16 protein-coding genes and 5 tRNA genes are annotated in these 17,547 nt (G+C 52.3%); 1 reads left to right on the forward strand and 20 read right to left on the reverse strand.

Going from position 1 to position 17,547, the window contains the following annotated elements:
* Positions 1-232: 232 nt before the first annotated feature.
* The 11 genes from rplL to L466_RS22030 form a co-directional block, all read right to left on the reverse strand.
* Positions 233-598: a 50S ribosomal protein L7/L12 gene (gene rplL / locus L466_RS22080; RefSeq protein ID WP_014168154.1), complete on the reverse strand. Its 366-nt coding sequence runs from the start codon at positions 596-598 to the stop codon at positions 233-235.
* 66 nt (positions 599-664) lie between these two features.
* A complete protein-coding gene (gene rplJ / locus L466_RS22075; RefSeq protein WP_004097644.1) occupies positions 665-1,162 on the reverse strand; it encodes a 50S ribosomal protein L10 in 498 nt (165 codons plus the stop codon).
* Between the two features lie 291 nt (positions 1,163-1,453).
* A complete protein-coding gene (gene rplA / locus L466_RS22070; RefSeq protein WP_006810530.1) occupies positions 1,454-2,158 on the reverse strand; it encodes a 50S ribosomal protein L1 in 705 nt (234 codons plus the stop codon).
* Between the two features lie 3 nt (positions 2,159-2,161).
* Positions 2,162-2,590 (reverse strand): 50S ribosomal protein L11, encoded by a 429-nt coding sequence (gene rplK / locus L466_RS22065; protein ID WP_008808007.1) that lies wholly within the window; start codon positions 2,588-2,590, stop codon positions 2,162-2,164.
* A 155-nt stretch (positions 2,591-2,745) separates the two neighbouring features.
* Positions 2,746-3,291 (reverse strand): transcription termination/antitermination protein NusG, encoded by a 546-nt coding sequence (gene nusG / locus L466_RS22060; protein WP_003862341.1) that lies wholly within the window; start codon positions 3,289-3,291, stop codon positions 2,746-2,748.
* A gap of 1 nt (position 3,292) precedes the next feature.
* Positions 3,293-3,676 (reverse strand): preprotein translocase subunit SecE, encoded by a 384-nt coding sequence (gene secE, locus L466_RS22055; protein ID WP_003862342.1) that lies wholly within the window; start codon positions 3,674-3,676, stop codon positions 3,293-3,295.
* 229 nt (positions 3,677-3,905) lie between these two features.
* A complete protein-coding gene (tuf, locus tag L466_RS22050) occupies positions 3,906-5,090 on the reverse strand; it encodes an elongation factor Tu (protein ID WP_014168151.1) in 1,185 nt (394 codons plus the stop codon).
* Positions 5,091-5,208: 118 nt separating this feature from the next.
* Positions 5,209-5,284: transfer RNA gene (locus L466_RS22045), tRNA-Thr, on the reverse strand.
* Between the two features lie 6 nt (positions 5,285-5,290).
* Positions 5,291-5,365 (reverse strand) — tRNA-Gly (locus tag L466_RS22040).
* Between the two features lie 116 nt (positions 5,366-5,481).
* Positions 5,482-5,566: transfer RNA gene (locus L466_RS22035), tRNA-Tyr, on the reverse strand.
* 8 nt (positions 5,567-5,574) lie between these two features.
* Positions 5,575-5,650, reverse strand: a tRNA-Thr gene (locus L466_RS22030).
* A 315-nt stretch (positions 5,651-5,965) separates the two neighbouring features.
* Here L466_RS22030 and coaA point away from each other — a divergent pair.
* Entirely contained in the window at positions 5,966-6,916 is a 951-nt protein-coding gene (gene coaA / locus L466_RS22025) for a type I pantothenate kinase (RefSeq protein ID WP_025206418.1), read from the forward strand.
* 50 nt (positions 6,917-6,966) lie between these two features.
* Here coaA and dppF read toward each other — a convergent pair whose 3' ends face one another.
* From dppF to L466_RS21980, 9 genes are all read right to left on the reverse strand, one after another.
* Positions 6,967-7,980: a dipeptide ABC transporter ATP-binding subunit DppF gene (dppF, locus tag L466_RS22020; RefSeq protein WP_032679976.1), complete on the reverse strand. Its 1,014-nt coding sequence runs from the start codon at positions 7,978-7,980 to the stop codon at positions 6,967-6,969.
* Complete coding sequence (gene dppD, locus L466_RS22015; protein WP_014168148.1) at positions 7,977-8,960, reverse strand: dipeptide ABC transporter ATP-binding protein; 984 nt, start codon at positions 8,958-8,960, stop codon at positions 7,977-7,979. The genes dppF and dppD overlap by 4 nt, the downstream gene beginning before the upstream one ends.
* A 10-nt stretch (positions 8,961-8,970) precedes the next feature.
* Positions 8,971-9,873 (reverse strand): dipeptide ABC transporter permease DppC, encoded by a 903-nt coding sequence (dppC, locus tag L466_RS22010; RefSeq protein WP_014168147.1) that lies wholly within the window; start codon positions 9,871-9,873, stop codon positions 8,971-8,973.
* Between the two features lie 9 nt (positions 9,874-9,882).
* On the reverse strand, positions 9,883-10,902 hold the full coding sequence (gene dppB, locus L466_RS22005; RefSeq protein ID WP_020882632.1) for a dipeptide ABC transporter permease DppB: 1,020 nt from the start codon (positions 10,900-10,902) through the stop codon (positions 9,883-9,885).
* A 161-nt stretch (positions 10,903-11,063) separates the two neighbouring features.
* The gene (dppA, locus tag L466_RS22000) at positions 11,064-12,671 is read right to left on the reverse strand and encodes a dipeptide ABC transporter periplasmic-binding protein DppA (RefSeq protein ID WP_014168145.1); all 1,608 of its coding nucleotides are present in this window, start codon (positions 12,669-12,671) and stop codon (positions 11,064-11,066) included.
* Between the two features lie 620 nt (positions 12,672-13,291).
* Positions 13,292-13,368 (reverse strand) — tRNA-Pro (locus tag L466_RS21995).
* A 91-nt stretch (positions 13,369-13,459) separates the two neighbouring features.
* Complete coding sequence (eptB, locus tag L466_RS21990) at positions 13,460-15,154, reverse strand: kdo(2)-lipid A phosphoethanolamine 7''-transferase (protein ID WP_014168144.1); 1,695 nt, start codon at positions 15,152-15,154, stop codon at positions 13,460-13,462.
* Positions 15,155-15,394: 240 nt separating this feature from the next.
* Positions 15,395-16,597, reverse strand: coding sequence for an L-lactate MFS transporter (locus tag L466_RS21985; RefSeq protein WP_025206420.1), 1,203 nt, complete (start codon positions 16,595-16,597; stop codon positions 15,395-15,397).
* Positions 16,598-16,835: 238 nt separating this feature from the next.
* Positions 16,836-17,534, reverse strand: coding sequence for an autotransporter domain-containing protein (locus tag L466_RS21980; protein WP_020882635.1), 699 nt, complete (start codon positions 17,532-17,534; stop codon positions 16,836-16,838).
* Positions 17,535-17,547: the final 13 nt, after the last annotated feature.

Raw genomic sequence — 17,547 nt, forward strand, 5'->3', positions numbered from 1 at the left:
ATACTTTCCGCAATACCTGTTGCTATCACGCTTAAATCATTTCGTCGCGATTTACACAGAGCGCGCACCCTGTCGCAATATATTAAGTCGTCGATAGAAACATGCATTGTCAGGACAACCAGTAGTCAAACAGTGTGAAATGCTACTGATGCCTTACAGCGCAAAAAGGCTGGTGACTAAAAAGTCACCAGCCATCAGCCTAATGACTTAGGCTGCAACCAGAAAAGTTGGCTTATTTAACTTCAACTTCAGCGCCAGCTTCTTCCAGAGATTTTTTCAGTGCTTCTGCGTCGTCTTTGCTCACGCCTTCTTTCAGCGCAGCTGGAGCAGCTTCTACCAGGTCTTTAGCTTCTTTCAGACCCAGGCCAGTTGCGCCACGTACTGCTTTGATAACAGCAACTTTGTTAGCGCCAGCAGCTTTCAGAATTACGTCGAATTCAGTTTTTTCTTCAGCAGCTTCAACCGGGCCAGCAGCTACAGCTACAGCAGCAGCAGCGGAAACACCGAATTTTTCTTCCATTGCAGAGATCAGTTCTACAACGTCCATTACGGACATAGCTGCAACTGCTTCAATGATTTGATCTTTAGTGATAGACATTTAAATTGTTCCTGAAAATCAGAATAAGTTTATACGTAAGCAAATGCTTTATAAAGATAACTGCGATTAAGCAGCTTCTTTTGCATCGCGAACAGCAGCCAGAGTGCGAACCAGTTTGCCAGCCGAAGCTTCTTTCATGGTTGCCATCAGGCGTGCAATTGCTTCTTCGTAGGTCGGCAGGGTTGCCAGGCGATCGATTTGCGATGCCGGGATCAACTCACCTTCAAAGGCTGCAGCTTTGACCTCAAATTTTGCATTCGCTTTCGCGAACTCTTTGAACAGACGAGCAGCAGCGCCCGGGTGTTCCATAGAGTATGCAATAAGGGTCGGACCAACAAACGTGTCTTTCAGGCACTCGAAAGGAGTACCTTCAACTACGCGACGCAGCAGGGTGTTACGAACAACACGCATGTATACGCCAGCTTCACGACCTGCTTTACGCAGTTCAGTCATTTTGTCTACAGTAACGCCACGGGAATCCGCAACTACTGCAGACAGCGCGCCTTTGGCTACTTCGCTGACTTCAGCAACAATCGCTTGTTTGTCTTGAAGATTTAAAGCCATTAGCTTTGCTCCTGGATGTTTGCCGGAACTCATGTTCCGGAACTCACTTCACTCTCCCCAACGGAAAGAGCGTCTTAATACGGTGAGCAGAAACAAGCCAGAGTATCCAAAAATAATCTTAGCGTTCTGTCACCGTCTACGCAGGGCATTAAGTTTCTTGCGAAACACCTGCGGTCTTCGACGGAGGCCTGGATTAGGCCAGGCTCCAACGAACAAATCTTTTAGCCGCTAACTTTTGTTAGCAAACGTGGGGGTAAGATTGTAGACAAAATCACCGCCCACGTAAAGGCATTAGTTTGCAGCAGCGCTCAGGCCAGCCTGGTCAACTGCAACACCTGCACCCATGGTGGTGGAGATGCTAACTTTCTTGATGTACACACCTTTCGCCTGAGTTGGTTTTGCTTTTTTCAGCGCAACCAGCAGAGCTTCCAGGTTTTCTTTCAGTTTGTCAGCGTCAAAGTCCACTTTACCGATGGTGGTGTGGATGATGCCGTTTTTGTCGTTACGATAACGAACCTGACCTGCTTTAGCGTTCTTAACAGCTTCAGCAACGTTAGGGGTTACAGTACCCACTTTCGGGTTTGGCATCAGGCCGCGTGGACCCAGAACCTGGCCCAGCTGGCCAACAACGCGCATTGCATCTGGAGAAGCAATAACAACGTCAAAGTTCATTTCGCCTTTCTTGATCTGGTCAGCCAGATCTTCCATACCTACCAGTTCAGCGCCGGCAGCTTTAGCCGCTTCAGCGTTTGCACCCTGAGCAAATACAGCTACGCGTACGGAACGGCCAGTACCGTGTGGCAGTACAGTTGCACCACGAACGTTCTGATCAGATTTACGAGCATCGATGCCCAGGTTAACAGCAACGTCAACGCTTTCAACGAACTTAGCGGTAGCCAGTTCTTTCAGCAGAGCGATAGCTTCGTTGATGTCGTACTGTTTGGTCGCATCAACTTTGTCACGGATCACGGACATGCGCTTGGTCAGTTTAGCCATTTCTTAGTCCTCCACTACCAGGCCCATGGAACGTGCAGTACCTTCGATTGAGCGAGTCATCGCTTCAATGTCGGCACCAGTCATGTCGGCAGCTTTGGTCTGCGCGATTTCCTGCAGCTGAGCGCGGGAAATTTTACCCACTTTGTCTTTGTTCGGTTTACCGGAACCAGACTTGATACCCGCCGCTTTCTTCAGCAGAACTGCTGCTGGAGGGGTTTTGGTAACGAAAGTGAAAGAACGGTCAGCGTATACAGTGATAACAACTGGGATTGGCAGACCTTTTTCCATGGATTCGGTTTTGGCGTTGAACGCTTTACAGAATTCCATGATGTTCACACCCTGCTGACCCAGAGCTGGACCAACTGGTGGACTTGGGTTCGCCATACCTGCTGCAACCTGCAGCTTGACGTAGGCTTGTACTTTCTTAGCCATTCTAAAATCCTCTGATTGGGTGATAACGCCTCAAGGAGGCTCCCCGTGAATAAAATCGTTTTACAGGCCGCAGCCCATAAAAACAAAAGGCGCGAAATTGTATTCCAATCTCGCGCCTTGTGCAACGATTAAATCGTCGCTTTTTTGATCGCTGCTTAGGCTTTTTCTACCTGGGCAAAGTCCAGTTCTACCGGGGTCGCACGACCGAAGATAGAAACGGACACTTTCAGGCGGGACTTTTCGTAGTCCACTTCTTCAACCACGCCATTAAAGTCAGCAAACGGACCGTCATTAACACGAACCATTTCACCCGGTTCAAACAGCGTTTTCGGACGCGGCTTATCACCCACCTGCTGCAGGCGGTTCATAATCGCATCAACTTCTTTGTCGCTGATTGGCGCCGGACGGTCAGACGTGCCGCCGATAAAGCCCATCACGCGCGGTACGCTGCGCACCAGGTGCCAGCTCGCGTCGTTCATAACCATCTGAACCAGCACGTAACCCGGGAAGAATTTACGCTCGCTTTTGCGACGTTGGCCGCCACGGATCTCGACCACTTCTTCGGTCGGAACCATAACTTCGCCAAATAACTCTTCCATGTTGTGTAATTTGATATGCTCACGCAGCGACGTTGCTACGCGGCCTTCAAAACCGGAAAACGCCTGAACGACGTACCAGCGCTTTTTAGGGGCTTCAGACATCTCAGAACCTCAGGCCAGTGATAAAGGATACCAGGCGAACCAGAATACCATCCAGTCCCCACAGGATCAGTGACATTACAGCGGTAACCGCCGCTACGATCAGCGTGGTGTGCAATGTTTCCTGGCGAGTCGGCCAAATTACCTTGCGGACTTCGGTACGCGCTTCGCGAGCAAAAGCGACAGTCGCTTTGCCTTTTGTCGTCAACAGCGCGACACCACCCGCTGCAGCAATCAGAATTACCACTGCAAGCGCGCGTAGCGGCAGCATCATGTCACGATAAAGGTAGTTGCCGACAATCGCTACAATCAGCAGCACGGCTACGACTACCCATTTCATCGCTTCCAGGCCGCGCCCGCTCCCTTGAGCTTCGGTATTCGCACTCATAAACCAACCTGTCAGAAGTATTCTACAAACATTTTCACCCCGCGATTGCGAGGCAAACCAAATCGAAATGCTAATTCGCTTTTCGGATTATACGCTCTCTGCAGAGCCTGTCTCAGCAATGATTATGACAAATTTAATCACTGATGAGCCAGGTTCTGATCTGAAAGCGTGCAAAAAGGGCATCAAATGATGCCCTTTTATTGCGCATTGCGTCAAATGTTATCAGCAATTAGCCGAGAACTTTAGCAACCACGCCCGCGCCAACGGTACGGCCACCTTCACGGATTGCGAAACGCAGACCGTCGTCCATCGCGATTGGGTGGATCAGCGTCACAACCATCTTGATGTTGTCGCCTGGCATTACCATCTCAACGCCTTCTGGCAGTTCGATGGTACCGGTCACGTCAGTTGTACGGAAGTAGAACTGTGGACGGTAGCCTTTGAAGAACGGAGTATGACGGCCGCCTTCGTCTTTGGACAGGATGTACACTTCAGATTCGAACTTGGTGTGTGGCTTGATTGAGCCTGGCTTAGCCAGTACCTGACCACGTTCGATTTCTTCACGTTTGATACCACGCAGCAGAACACCTACGTTCTCACCAGCACGGCCTTCGTCCAGCAGTTTGCGGAACATTTCAACGCCAGTACAGGTAGACTTAGCAGTCTCTTTGATACCAACGATTTCAACTTCTTCGCCAACTTTGATGATACCGCGCTCAACACGACCGGTAACAACGGTACCACGACCGGAGATGGAGAATACGTCTTCGATTGGCAGCAGGAACGGCTTGTCAATCGCACGCTCTGGTTCTGGGATGTAAGAATCCAGGAAGCCAGCCAGTTCGATGATTTTCTCTTCCCACTCTGCTTCGCCTTCCAGCGCTTTCAGCGCGGAACCACGAACGATTGGAGTGTCGTCGCCTGGGAAATCGTACTGAGACAGCAGTTCACGAACTTCCATCTCTACCAGTTCCAGCAGCTCTTCGTCATCAACCATGTCACATTTGTTCAGGAACACGATGATGTAAGGAACGCCTACCTGACGACCCAGCAGGATGTGCTCACGAGTCTGAGGCATTGGGCCGTCAGTCGCAGCAACAACCAGGATCGCGCCGTCCATCTGCGCAGCACCGGTGATCATGTTTTTAACATAGTCGGCGTGGCCTGGGCAGTCTACGTGTGCGTAGTGGCGAGTCGGGGTGTCGTACTCAACGTGAGAGGTGTTGATGGTGATACCACGAGCTTTTTCTTCTGGCGCGTTATCGATCTGGTCGAATGCACGAGCAGAACCACCGTAGGTTTTAGCCAGAACGGTAGTGATTGCAGCGGTCAGCGTTGTTTTACCATGGTCAACGTGGCCGATAGTACCGACGTTAACGTGCGGTTTTGTACGTTCAAACTTTTCTTTAGACATCGATTGTCCCTCTAAGACACGGATAAATCGGTGATATCACCACATCAACCAGGCGAAATGCCTGAATTGTTGAATACAGTAAAATTGAAACAGAGAGAAACGGGAAGGAGAAGTGAAGTGGTGCTGATACCCAGAGTCGAACTGGGGACCTCACCCTTACCAAGGGTGCGCTCTACCAACTGAGCCATATCAGCACGTATTGGAGCGGGCAGCGGGAATCGAACCCGCATCATCAGCTTGGAAGGCTGAGGTAATAGCCATTATACGATGCCCGCATCCTGAAACTCGGCTACCCAGTTCTTTCTGTAACAAAAAAAGAGATTTCTCTCTTTTTAGGTTCGAGCTGATTCAATTTTCAAACCAGCTCCGGCGGCTTAACGCTGCCAGAAAGTGGTGGTGGGGGAAGGATTCGAACCTTCGAAGTCTGTGACGGCAGATTTACAGTCTGCTCCCTTTGGCCGCTCGGGAACCCCACCGGACTTGATGGTGCCGACTACCGGAATCGAACTGGTGACCTACTGATTACAAGTCAGTTGCTCTACCTACTGAGCTAAGTCGGCATCAAGTAGCGCGCATTCTATGGAGACATGCGCAGTCATGCAACTAAAAAATTGCATAAAACGTTCTTTCGCTCACATTTTATTCGAAACCAGGGTTAACCGCTGTAAATTCATCCATTCAAGGTCAAAAATTCAACATCAGCGCCCGATTTACACCACTTATACCGTATCGTGATGGCTCCCGCGTAAAGCATCGCTTCCCCATATTTTTTCTTATTATTCCTGTCATCTGGTGTTAACCTCCTGCCCATTGTCCAAAATTAACTATGTTGAGCCCGGACGCGCTGTGTTGTGCTGGCTCACTGAAGCATGCTTATGAGCAAAAAAGAGCAAACGTTAATGACACCTTATCTTCAGTTTAACCGTAGCCAGTGGGCTGCACTGCGTGACTCCGTCCCGATGACGCTGACGGAAGGCGAAATCGCACGGTTAAAGGGGATAAACGAAGATCTGTCGCTGGAAGAAGTGGCAGAAATCTATTTACCACTCTCGCGCTTGCTTAACTTCTATATCAGCTCCAACCTGCGCCGTCAGGCGGTGCTGGAGCAGTTCCTCGGGACGAACGGCCAACGCATTCCTTATATCATCAGCATTGCAGGCAGCGTGGCCGTAGGTAAAAGCACCACCGCACGTGTATTGCAGGCGTTACTGAGCCGCTGGCCAGAACACCGCAGCGTGGAGCTCATCACCACTGACGGTTTCCTGCACCCGAATGAGGTGTTAAAGGAACGCGGGCTAATGAAGAAGAAGGGCTTCCCGCTCTCTTATGATATGCACCGTCTGGTGAAGTTTGTCTCTGACCTGAAATCGGGCGCGCCTAACGTGACGGCTCCGGTCTATTCGCACCTGATCTACGATCGCATCCCGGGTGGAGACAAAACGGTGGTTCAGCCGGATATCCTGATCCTCGAAGGGTTAAACGTCCTGCAAAGCGGGATGGATTATCCTCACGATCCCCATCATGTGTTTGTCTCTGACTTCGTCGATTTCTCTATTTATGTCGATGCGCCGGAAGACCTGCTGCAGAACTGGTATATCAACCGCTTCCTGAAGTTCCGTGAAGGCGCGTTCACCGATCCTGACTCCTATTTCCACCACTACGCCCAGCTTTCTGAAGAAGAAGCCATTAATGTGGCGCGAGGGCTGTGGAATGAGATCAACTACGTGAACCTGAAAGAGAACATCCTGCCCACACGTGAGCGCGCCAGCCTGATCCTCACCAAGAGTGAGAAACACGCAGTTGACCAGATCCGTCTGCGCAAGTAATCACGCAGACATAAAAAAACCGGCTTAGCGCCGGTTTTTTTATTGATGGATTACGCCATCGGCTTTTCGCCATTCTCATCCTGATCGACCGCGAAGCAGGCAACCAGCTGACCGCCATAATCCTTAAGCTGTGGCTGTAACTGGGTGCACGGGCCAAAGCGGCGACTGCAGCGGGCGTTGAATGCACAGCCTGGAGGCGGATTCAGCGGGCTGGGCAATTCACCCGTCAGCTTGATACGCTCACGACGATCGTCAGGGTTCAGACGCGGGGTAGCAGACAGCAGCGCCTGGGTGTACGGGTGACGAGGATGAGTAAAGATCTGCTCTTTTGTCCCCTTCTCCACGCAGCGCCCCAGATACATCACCATCACTTCGTCGGCAATGTGCTCCACAACCGACAGGTCGTGCGAAATAAACACGTACGACAGCCCCATGTCCTGCTGCAGATCCATCATCAGGTTCAACACCTGCGCACGCACAGAAACGTCGAGGGCAGATACCGGCTCATCGGCGATGACCACGTCAGGGTCGAGCATCAAACCACGCGCAATCGCGATACGCTGGCGCTGGCCGCCAGAGAACATATGCGGATAACGATCGTAATGCTCGGTCTTCAGGCCCACTTTCGCCATCATCGCCAGCGCTTTTTCACGACGCTGCTCTTTGCTCAGATTGCTGTTAATCAGCAGGGGCTCTTCCAGAATCTGTCCCACTTTTTTACGCGGGTTCAACGATCCGTACGGATTCTGGAACACAATCTGGATTTTCTGACGGCGCAGTTTCTGCGCCTGCGGATCGTGCTTGAGCAGGTCCTGTCCCTGATAATAGAGCTCACCGCCAGTGGGGACTTCAATCATCGTCAGCAAACGACCCAACGTCGATTTGCCACAGCCTGACTCACCGACCACCGCCAGCGTTTTGCCGCGTTCAAGGGTAAAGGAGACGCCATCCAGCGCTTTCACCAGGCGTTCAGGCGCAAACAGCCCCTTCTTCACCGGATAGTATTTTTTCAGGTCGATAGCCTGCAACAGCGGTTGTTGCGTGGTGGCCTGTTGCGTACTCATAGTGTTGGCCTCCCGGCATCATCGAGTGGGTAGTGGCATTTCGACTGACGACCGTCAGCAAGCAGGTTGAGCTCTGGCTCTTCTGCACGACATTTGTCTGTAGCATACGGACAACGCGGATTAAGCAGGCAGCCCTGCGGTCGGTCATATTTACCTGGTACGACGCCCGGAAGTGATGCCAGGCGCGCTTTGTCCTGGGCAAACTCCGGCAGCGCACGCAAAAGCGCCTGCGTATACGGGTGACGCGGCGCGCGGAAAATATCGTGCGAATGGCCAGTCTCGACCACCTGACCTGCATACATCACGATAATTTTGTGCGCCGCTTCGGCCACCAGCGCCAGGTCATGCGTAATCAGCACCAGCGCCATGTTCTCTTTCTGCTGCAGTTCCAGCAGCAGCTCGATGATCTGCGCCTGGATAGTCACGTCCAGTGCCGTTGTCGGTTCATCCGCAATCAGCAGTTTTGGCCGACAGGCAATCGCCATGGCGATCATCACACGCTGGCTCATCCCACCGGAGAGCTGGTGCGGGTAAACGTCCAGACGCGATGCCGGGTCAGGGATACCAACCTGATTCAGCAGATCGATCGCACGCTGACGCCGGGTCTTCTTATTCCCGCCCTGGTGCACCTTGATGGCTTCCATAATCTGGAATCCCACGGTGTAACAAGGGTTCAGGCTGGTCATCGGGTCCTGGAAGATCATCGCCACTTCCGCACCGACCAGCTGGCGGCGCTGCTTTTCGGAGATACGCTGCAGGTCCTGACCGTTAAACTCCAGACTCTCGGCCATCACACGGCCGGGATAATCAATCAGCCCCATGATGGCCAGTGAACTGACCGACTTACCGGAACCCGACTCACCCACAATGCCGACCACTTCGCCCTGATTTACGCTGTAGCTGATGCGGTCCACGGCGCGAAACGGAGTGCCTTCGTCACCGAAGTGCACCGATAATTTATCTACATTTAATAACGCCATCTCGTGCCTCTTACTGCTTCAGTTTGGGATCAAGTGCATCACGCAGGCCATCACCCATCAGGTTAAATGCCAGCACCGTCAGCAGGATTGCCAGACCCGGGAAGGTCACAACCCACCAGGCGCTTTGGGCGAACTGCAACACATCGGAGAGCATGGTGCCCCACTCCGGTGTTGGCGGCTGCGCACCCATGCCCAGGAAGCCAAGAGCGGCCATATCAAGAATGGCGTTAGAGAAACCGAGCGACGCCTGAACAATCAGCGGCGCCAGGCAGTTCGGGAAGATGTTGACGAACATTTGACGCATCGCGCCAGCACCCGCCACGCGGGAGGCCGTTACGTAGTCGCGGTTTACTTCCACCAGCACCGCCGCACGTGTGAGTCGCACATAGTGGGGAAGCGCCACGAAGGTTAATGCCAGCGCGGCGTTACTGATCGACGGACCAAAAATCGCCACCAGAACCAGCGCCAACAGCAAGCTGGGCAGCGCCAGCATGATATCGACGATACGCATGATGATGTTATCGATAATGCCGCCGAAGTAGCCGGCAACCAGACCGAGTACGATCCCCATAACCAGCGACAACACGACCACCAGGCAGCCGACCAGCAGCGACAGACGCGCACCGTACATCAGACGCGACAGCACATCGCGGCCCACGTCATCGGTACCCAGCAGGTGCGACAGGCTACCGCCATCCTGCCATGCTGGCGGTGCCAGCAACGCATCACGGAACTGATCCGCCGGGTTATACGGTGCAAGCACGTTGGCAAACACCGCAATCAGGATCATGACAGAGACATAAACCAGCCCCACAACCGCGCCTTTGTTGCGCTTGAAGTAGTGCCAGAATTCCTGCAGCGGCGTCATGGGAACCGGTGCAGTAACCACTTTATTTTCAGAAACGTGTGACATGATGGCCCCTTACTTCTTATGACGAATACGCGGGTTCACCACGCCGTAGAGCAAATCGACCAGCAGGTTGACGAGAATAATCATCGTCGCGACCAGCAATACCCCGCCCTGCACTACCGGATAATCACGGCGTTGCAGTGCGTCAATCAGCCAGCGTCCGAGGCCCGGCCAGGAGAAGATGGTTTCGGTCAGGATCGCACCCGCCAGCAACGTCCCCACCTGCAGACCAATAACGGTCACAACCGGCAGCATGGCGTTACGCAGGGCGTGAACGATAATGACGCGCATACGCGTCAGACCTTTGGCGCGTGCGGTGCGAATGTAATCCTCACCCAACACTTCCAGCATTGAAGAACGGGTCATACGCACGATAACCGCCAGAGGAATGGTACCGAGCACCATCGCAGGCAGGATCATATGTGCCACCGCATCAATGAAGTTACCCTCTTCGCCCCAGATAGCCGTATCGATCAGCATGAAACCGGTCAGAGGATTCGTATCATCCAGGAAGACCATATCGCTGACGCGTCCGGAGACCGGCGTCAGGTTTAGCTGCACCGAGACCAGCATGATCAGCATCATGCCCCACCAGAAGATAGGCATGGAGTAACCCGTCAGCGCCAGGCCAACAGCCGTATGGTCGAAAATAGAGCCACGTTTCACGGCAGCCAGGACCCCAACAGGGATACCCACCGCAGTGGCGAAAATCATGGCGCAGACACCAAGCTCCAGTGTCGCTTTAAAACGCGGCACGAACTCGTCCCACACCGGAAGACGGCTTTTCAGCGAAATCCCTAAATCACCGTGCAACACGCCCCAGATATAGTTGAGGTATTGCTGCCACAGTGGTTTGTTCAGGCCAAGCTCAGCCAGCAGCTGTGCATGGCGTTCAGGTGAAATACCACGCTCGCCCGCCATAATCATTACCGGGTCGCCGGGGATCATATGGACGAAGGCAAAAGTGAGAAGGGTGATACCGATAAACGTGGGGATAACAAGTCCCAGACGTCGGAGGATGAACTGCAACATAACCCGGATTCTCTCTGATGACGTACAACCAGTTGGCGTGACGTCTGTATTGCTCACAAATGTAAATTCCCTCTCTCTTCAGGAGAGGATTAGGGTGAGGGAATGCATGCACGCCCTCACCCCTGCCCTCTCCGTGAAGGAGAGGGTGAACACCCTACTTATTATTCAACAGAGACGTTTTCGAAGTGGTGTTTGCCCAGTGGATCAACCACGTAGCCCTTCACTTCTTTACGCACTGGTTCGTACACGGTGGAGTGAGCCACAATCAGAGCCGGAGCCTGATCGTGCATCACAACCTGAGCCTGTTTGTACAGCTCGATACGTTTGTTGTGATCGTCGGTCGCACGCGCCGGCTGGATCAGGTCTTCAAACGGCTTATAGCACCAGCGAGAGTAGTTAGAACCGTCTTTCGCAGCTGCACAGCTGAACAGGGTAGCGAAGAAGTTGTCCGGATCCCCATTGTCACCGGTCCAGCCCATCATCACCGCCTGATGCTCACCCGCTTTGGCACGCTTCAGATACTCGCCCCACTCGTAGGTCACAATCTTGGCCTGAACGCCCACTTTAGCCCAGTCAGCCTGAACCATTTCAGCCATACGGCGTGCATTCGGGTTATACGGACGCTGTACTGGCATCGCCCACAGCTCAACGGTAAAGCCTTTCTCCTGGCCTGCTTCTTTCAGCAGCGCTTTCGCTTTCTCAGGATCGTAGGTGTAGTCTTTAACGTCGTCGTTATAGCCCCACATAGTTGGTGGGATCAGGTTCTTGGCGGCAACACCCGCGCCCTGATAGACCGCTTTAATGATCGCTTCTTTATTCACCGCATAGGTCAGCGCCTGACGGACTTTCACGTCATCAAACGGTTTCTTCTCGGTGTTGAAGGAGAGGTAACCCACGTTCAGACCAGCCTGCTCCAGCAGGTTGATGTTTTTATCCTGCTTCATGCGCGCGATGTCAGCCGGGTTCGGGTATGGCATGACCTGGCATTCATTTTTCTGCAGTTTTGCGTAACGCACAGAAGCATCAGGCGTGATGGAGAAGACCAGACGGTCGATCTGCGGCTTGGTGCCCCAGAAGCCCGGGAAGGCTTTATACAGAATACGGGAATCTTTCTGGTACTGCAGAAGCTGGAACGGACCGGTACCGATTGGGTTCAGGTCCACTTTCTCCGGGGTGCCGGCTTTCAGCATGTTGTCCGCGTACTCTTTAGACAGAATAGAGGCGAAGTCCATGGCCAGGTCAGCCAGGAATGGTGCTTCCGGACGCGTCAGCACGAACTGAACGGTTTTATCGTCCACTTTTTTCACTTCAGCGATCAGGTCCTGCAGGCCCATCCCTTCGAAGTATTCATAGCTGCCGCCAGACACTTTGTGATACGGGTTCTGAGCGTTTTTCTGACGGTCGAAGGAGAACACAACGTCATCGGCGTTAAAATCGCGCGTTGGTTTGAATTCTTTGTTGTCCTGCCACTTCACGCCCTGGCGCAGGTGGAAGGTATAGGTCTTACCGTCTTCGCTGACGTCCCACTTCTCCGCCAGACCTGGGATCACTTCCGTGGTACCGGTTTTGAATTCAACCAGACGGTTATAGATAGGCACAGAGCTTGCGTCGTAAGTCGTACCAGAGGTAAAGAGCTGTGGGTTAAAGCCTTCCGGCGAGCCTTCAGAACAGTAAACCAGGGTTTTTGCCTGTACGCTTGCTGCCACGGTCATAGCCACCAGGCTCAGACCAAGCTTCAGCATCCCTGACTTCTTCAAGGAAATACTCATTATTCTGCTCCAATGTGATGTTTTGCTTTGTTGTGTTACGCCGCCAGACCTTTATTTATTTTTTACCCGGTCCGGTCGGTGATGCCCGAAGGCGTTTAAGGGATGGAGAATCCTTTCAGAAGAGCGTTTGAGTTGCAGCGCAGATCGTCCCTGAAATGCCCCTCATGCCCTACAATCTGTCAACAGAATGTGAAAACGTCAATACAGGTGACGGGGATTTACGCTGAGTGTGAGAAACCGCAAACAAAGATTAAAAAAACTATGTATGCCAGTTTTCAGCAGGGAAATTTATGCTACTCGCTATGTTGCAGCACAATTATCTTCATATTTCGCAACAATCAGTGATTAACTTTTATTCAGATCGGGTAAATTTTCTTGCAGAACGGTGATTATCTGAGCACTAAATACCGCGAACGTTAAAACGCACAGCGAAAAATGCTGAGGTTATCCATAAGCAACGCGAAAAAAGATCAATCTATATATAAAAAAATACAATGGATTATGTCACAAAATCGTTAACAGACAGGAAGAAGGCGGGATAAGGGGCGTTTTGGTGAATCAGGATGAGTAAGCTGCTAATGCAAAAAGGGCTAACCTTGCGGTTAGCCCTTCTTTAAATGTGGTCGGCGAGAGAGGATTCGAACCTCCGACCCACTGGTCCCAAACCAGTTGCGCTACCAAGCTGCGCTACTCGCCGAATGCGGAGCGCATCTTACTGCTGAGGTGCGCCCCCGTCAATCCCTTAAATTAAAAAAGCCCTTCAACTGGCGATATTCTCGCCAGACGCGTTACTGCGCGGCTTTCGCCTTGCTATCAGGGAGTTTGCACCAGTTGTTATTTTCGTTGATACCGCCGTCAGGAGAGGTATAACCCAGGCAACCCAAAATGGTGTCGTACAGCTCAACATGACGACGCGGCACCTTCATGTCTGCCTCTTTTTTCAGGTGGGCAAACATCTTCGCTTTCTCCGGGTCTTCGAGGTACTTGTCCGACATCCACATGATCATCGGTACACGGAATTGCTCAGGCGGTGCCAGCTTGCGCGGCGTACCGTGCAAATGCTCTTTCTCGTTGATTGACTCTCCGTGGTCAGCCGCATAAATAACAATCGCTTTCTTATCACGAAGCTGGTCAATCACCCGGCTCAGGAACGTATCCACATACAGAACCGAGTTATCATAGGCATTGATCAGTTCCTGCTTGCTGCAGTCTTTATTGATACCTACACACTCCGGCTGCCACTTCGCAAAATCACGCGTGTAACGTTGGTAATAGCTGTAATGGGAGCCTTTAGTATGCAGGATAACCAGATGTTTACCCTGCGGATGGCTCTTCAGGGACTGTGACATCTCCTCAAGGAGCAACATGTCATCCACGTTCTTGCCGCGGTTACGTGGTTCGGCGCCAATCTGCTCGCGATACGAGATGTTGTCCGCCAGCGTGTTGGTGTAGAACCACATCTCACTTTGCATCGCGAATAAATCGGAGCTGAAACCGAGCTGCTTGAGTACCGCAAATACGTTCTGCTCTTTCAGGGTACGCTGTGGGTTATCACTGGCACCGCCTTCACGAACAAACATACAACGCAGCGAGAGCTTGGTTGCGGTATCGCAAGAATACCCCCGGTAAGCCACCAGGTTCTTTTCCTGCGCCAGTTTTGGCGTGGTATCCCGGTCATAACCGAGGATGCCCATATGATCCCAGCGCGTCGTTTCACCAATAACAAAGACAACATAGGTATCATCGAGTTGGTTACCCGGCGCTTCGTAACTGAATTTTTTCATTGGGTTGATGAGCGATTTCACATCACTTGATTCATCCGCCTGCGCCCAGGCATAAAGACCCAGCGCTGAAATCCAGTTGGAGGGCAGGTAGGAGTTTGCTACCACGCCGCCATAGCTTGGCATATCCACACCCGTCGCTTTTTCGATTCGTTTTTGCTGTTTTTCCATCAAGCGGATGGGTGCCCATACCAGCAAGGCCGCCAGGATAACGACGGCGATATTCCTGATTCGCTGCCCACGGGTGCGGAGCTGGCGCAGCAACGTATAGCGGCAGGTATTACTCCAGATAAAGAAGAGCGGGATCAGGCAGGTTAATACCGTCCAGACGATAAACCCTTTTCCAACCACCTCTTTCGAGAGGTCGATATCCGTTGTCATTACCGACGCGACGATGCCGTAGCCAATAACGACATTCATAAAGGTCATGTAATAACTGGCAGCGGCGGAAATAATTACCACCAGTGAGGCCAAAATTTGCCAGGTGCGTCGGCCGAAGAGTGAGAGCAGGCGTAACAGGAAGAATGTGGCGAGGACGGAACCGAACACTTCAATTGCGGCAAAAATTCCATTTCTTACGGTGAGATGTTCTAAATAACCTTCCACTCTTCTGAACAACACCGCGCCATTCAGAAATAAACCGATATAGACAGCCAGCATCAGACACAATCTTTGCTGGGTAAGAGACCTAATGTATTTCATGCAAACAACCCTGGGGAAAGGGGTATAGAGACCCGCTTAATCTCGATGAGAAAGCAGACAGAGTAAGTAAGTGCGTAAGAAACCGTTATCAGAAACGTCTACAAGCGCGTTAAGTAGACCACAGCGGGAGAGAAAAGTGGCAGCAGAGAATGTGATCGGTGCATTTTTTTACAAAATAACACGACCAGGCATACTTTGGACGACCATAAAAAAGAGGCCGTAAAGGCCTCTTAGCGATAATCAGGCATGCGCTTCGTTAAAGACTTCACGCTGCGGCTGGCGAATGGTGGTCGACAAGGCCAGCGAGATTATCAGCAAAGCAAATATCACGCAGAAGGTCACATAGAACCCACCGAACAGCGAGGCGATTAACGAGCCGCAGATACTGCCGATGCCAAAGCCCAGATAGATAACGCCATAGTTTTTCGCCAGATTGTTCAGGCCGAAGAACTCACTGACCAGCGACGGGAAGACGGTAATCGTGCCGCCGAAATTAAAGGCCACACAGGCAATTGCGGCGAAGAACGTGGCTTCGTTCAGTGGGGCAAACAGCAGCGCCGCCATCCCCACCAGCGAAACAACCTGCCCGATAGTAATCACGCGGATACGGGCAATTTTGTCAGACAGAATCCCGAGCACCAGACGGCCAGAGAGGTTGGCAATGGAGATGACGGTGACCGCATTCGCCGCTGTTGCCGCATCCAGTTTCACCATTCCCTGAGCAATATCTTTCGCCACCCCAATCACATACAGACCGCTCATGCAGGCTGTCAGGAACATGACCGCCAGCATCCAGTACTGTGGTTGACGCATAGACTGCGCGAGGGTGAAATCATTCTCCACCACACCGTTAACGGTTTTCACCTCTTGCTGCGGCGCATCTTTCATCAGCGTGGCGCCGAACAGGATCATGACCAGAACGATAGCGCCCCAGATCATGAACGTTTTTTCGAGCCCCACGGAAGCAAGCAGGTGGGAATCGATAAATTTAAAACCGAGGCTCCCCAGGCCATAGGACCCAATGGCAAACGCAGAGATTAAACCTTTACGTTCCGGGAACCACTTGACACAGTTTGACAGGGTCAGCAGATAACCTGCACCGTCGGCAAGTCCCACCAGCACCCCGGCGCTCAGCCACAGCATCATCAGGTTGCTGGAATGTGCCGTCAGGAAAAAGCCCACGCCCAACAAGATACCGGATGCCATCGTCACCCGCTTCACGCCGAATCGCTCCTGCAATTTTCCCGCGACGGAAGATGAAAGCGCCAGCCCGAGGCTCAGCAAGCCGAAGGAGAACGCCACCTGGCTGACCGGTGCACCAAGCTTATCGGAAAGTGCACTGTTAAACAGGCTCCAGGTATAGACCGACCCCAGCGCAAACTGGGTCACGATGGTGCCAAAAAGCGTTAGCCAGCGCGTACGGTTGTAAGTTGATGTGTTCATGGCAGTTGTCCTGCAAGAGAAAGTAAGGGAATTCGCTGAGGACAACGATAAACAAAACCTTAATATGCCTGGGGTAAAACGGCATGAAATGCAGGAGGAATGGAATGAAATGCCATAAATCGGGAATGAATGACCTTGCCGGGGAATGAAGCGACAGCATGTTAGTGACTGCTATCGCTACAACCCCCACGGCTATTGTATTCAGGATGTTATCGGCACGTTTTAAAAAGTAACAACCTTAAAAATTAGCGCTCACGCCCAGGGTGTACATAAACTCCTCACCCGTGGTGGTGTATTCCCCTTGTGCTAACGACGCATAGGCCGCCATATGCGTGTTAAACGGAATATCCGTTCCGACGGTTACATCCATCCAGTTGCCGCTTTGTGTTGGTGCCGGCGTCTGTGGCATCCCAAACTGGGATTTCCACTGGTTTTCGCCAAACTGCTGGTTATAGCTTATCTGCGCCCACGGGCGAAGCTCGCCGTACTGTGTATCCACGCGCCAGCCGAGCGTGCTGACGCTGGCATGCCAGAGTGGGTCGGTAAGCCCCTGCGTCGTCGCGCTGTCACCAAATTCGTTGATCATCATCGGTGCCGTGCCGTCATAACGCCACGCCATCACCGGACCGGTCGTGATACGCCCTGACACCGGAATGTTCCAGCCCACGCTCATGGCCCCTGCCGGCGTGGAACCCGATGGTAAACTCAGCGCAAGTCCGGGGGCATTTTGTGAGGACTGAATCCGCTCGGCGAGAATATCCTCATAACGCGGTTGGTGATCCGCATCCCATGTATAGCGTTCCGCCGTATTACTTTGGGCGTCTGAAACGATATATTCCTGTTGCCAGGCAAATGCTGTATTACAAAAAAACAGACAGGCTGAAATCCCCGCCAGGCCAGAAACAGCATGGCGACCACTGATTTTTTTTATCATCATCAAAGCGACTCCA

The organism is Enterobacter sp. BIDMC 30, assembly GCF_000534355.1.
In the GTDB taxonomy this organism is placed as follows: Bacteria; Pseudomonadota; Gammaproteobacteria; order Enterobacterales; family Enterobacteriaceae; genus Enterobacter; species Enterobacter ludwigii.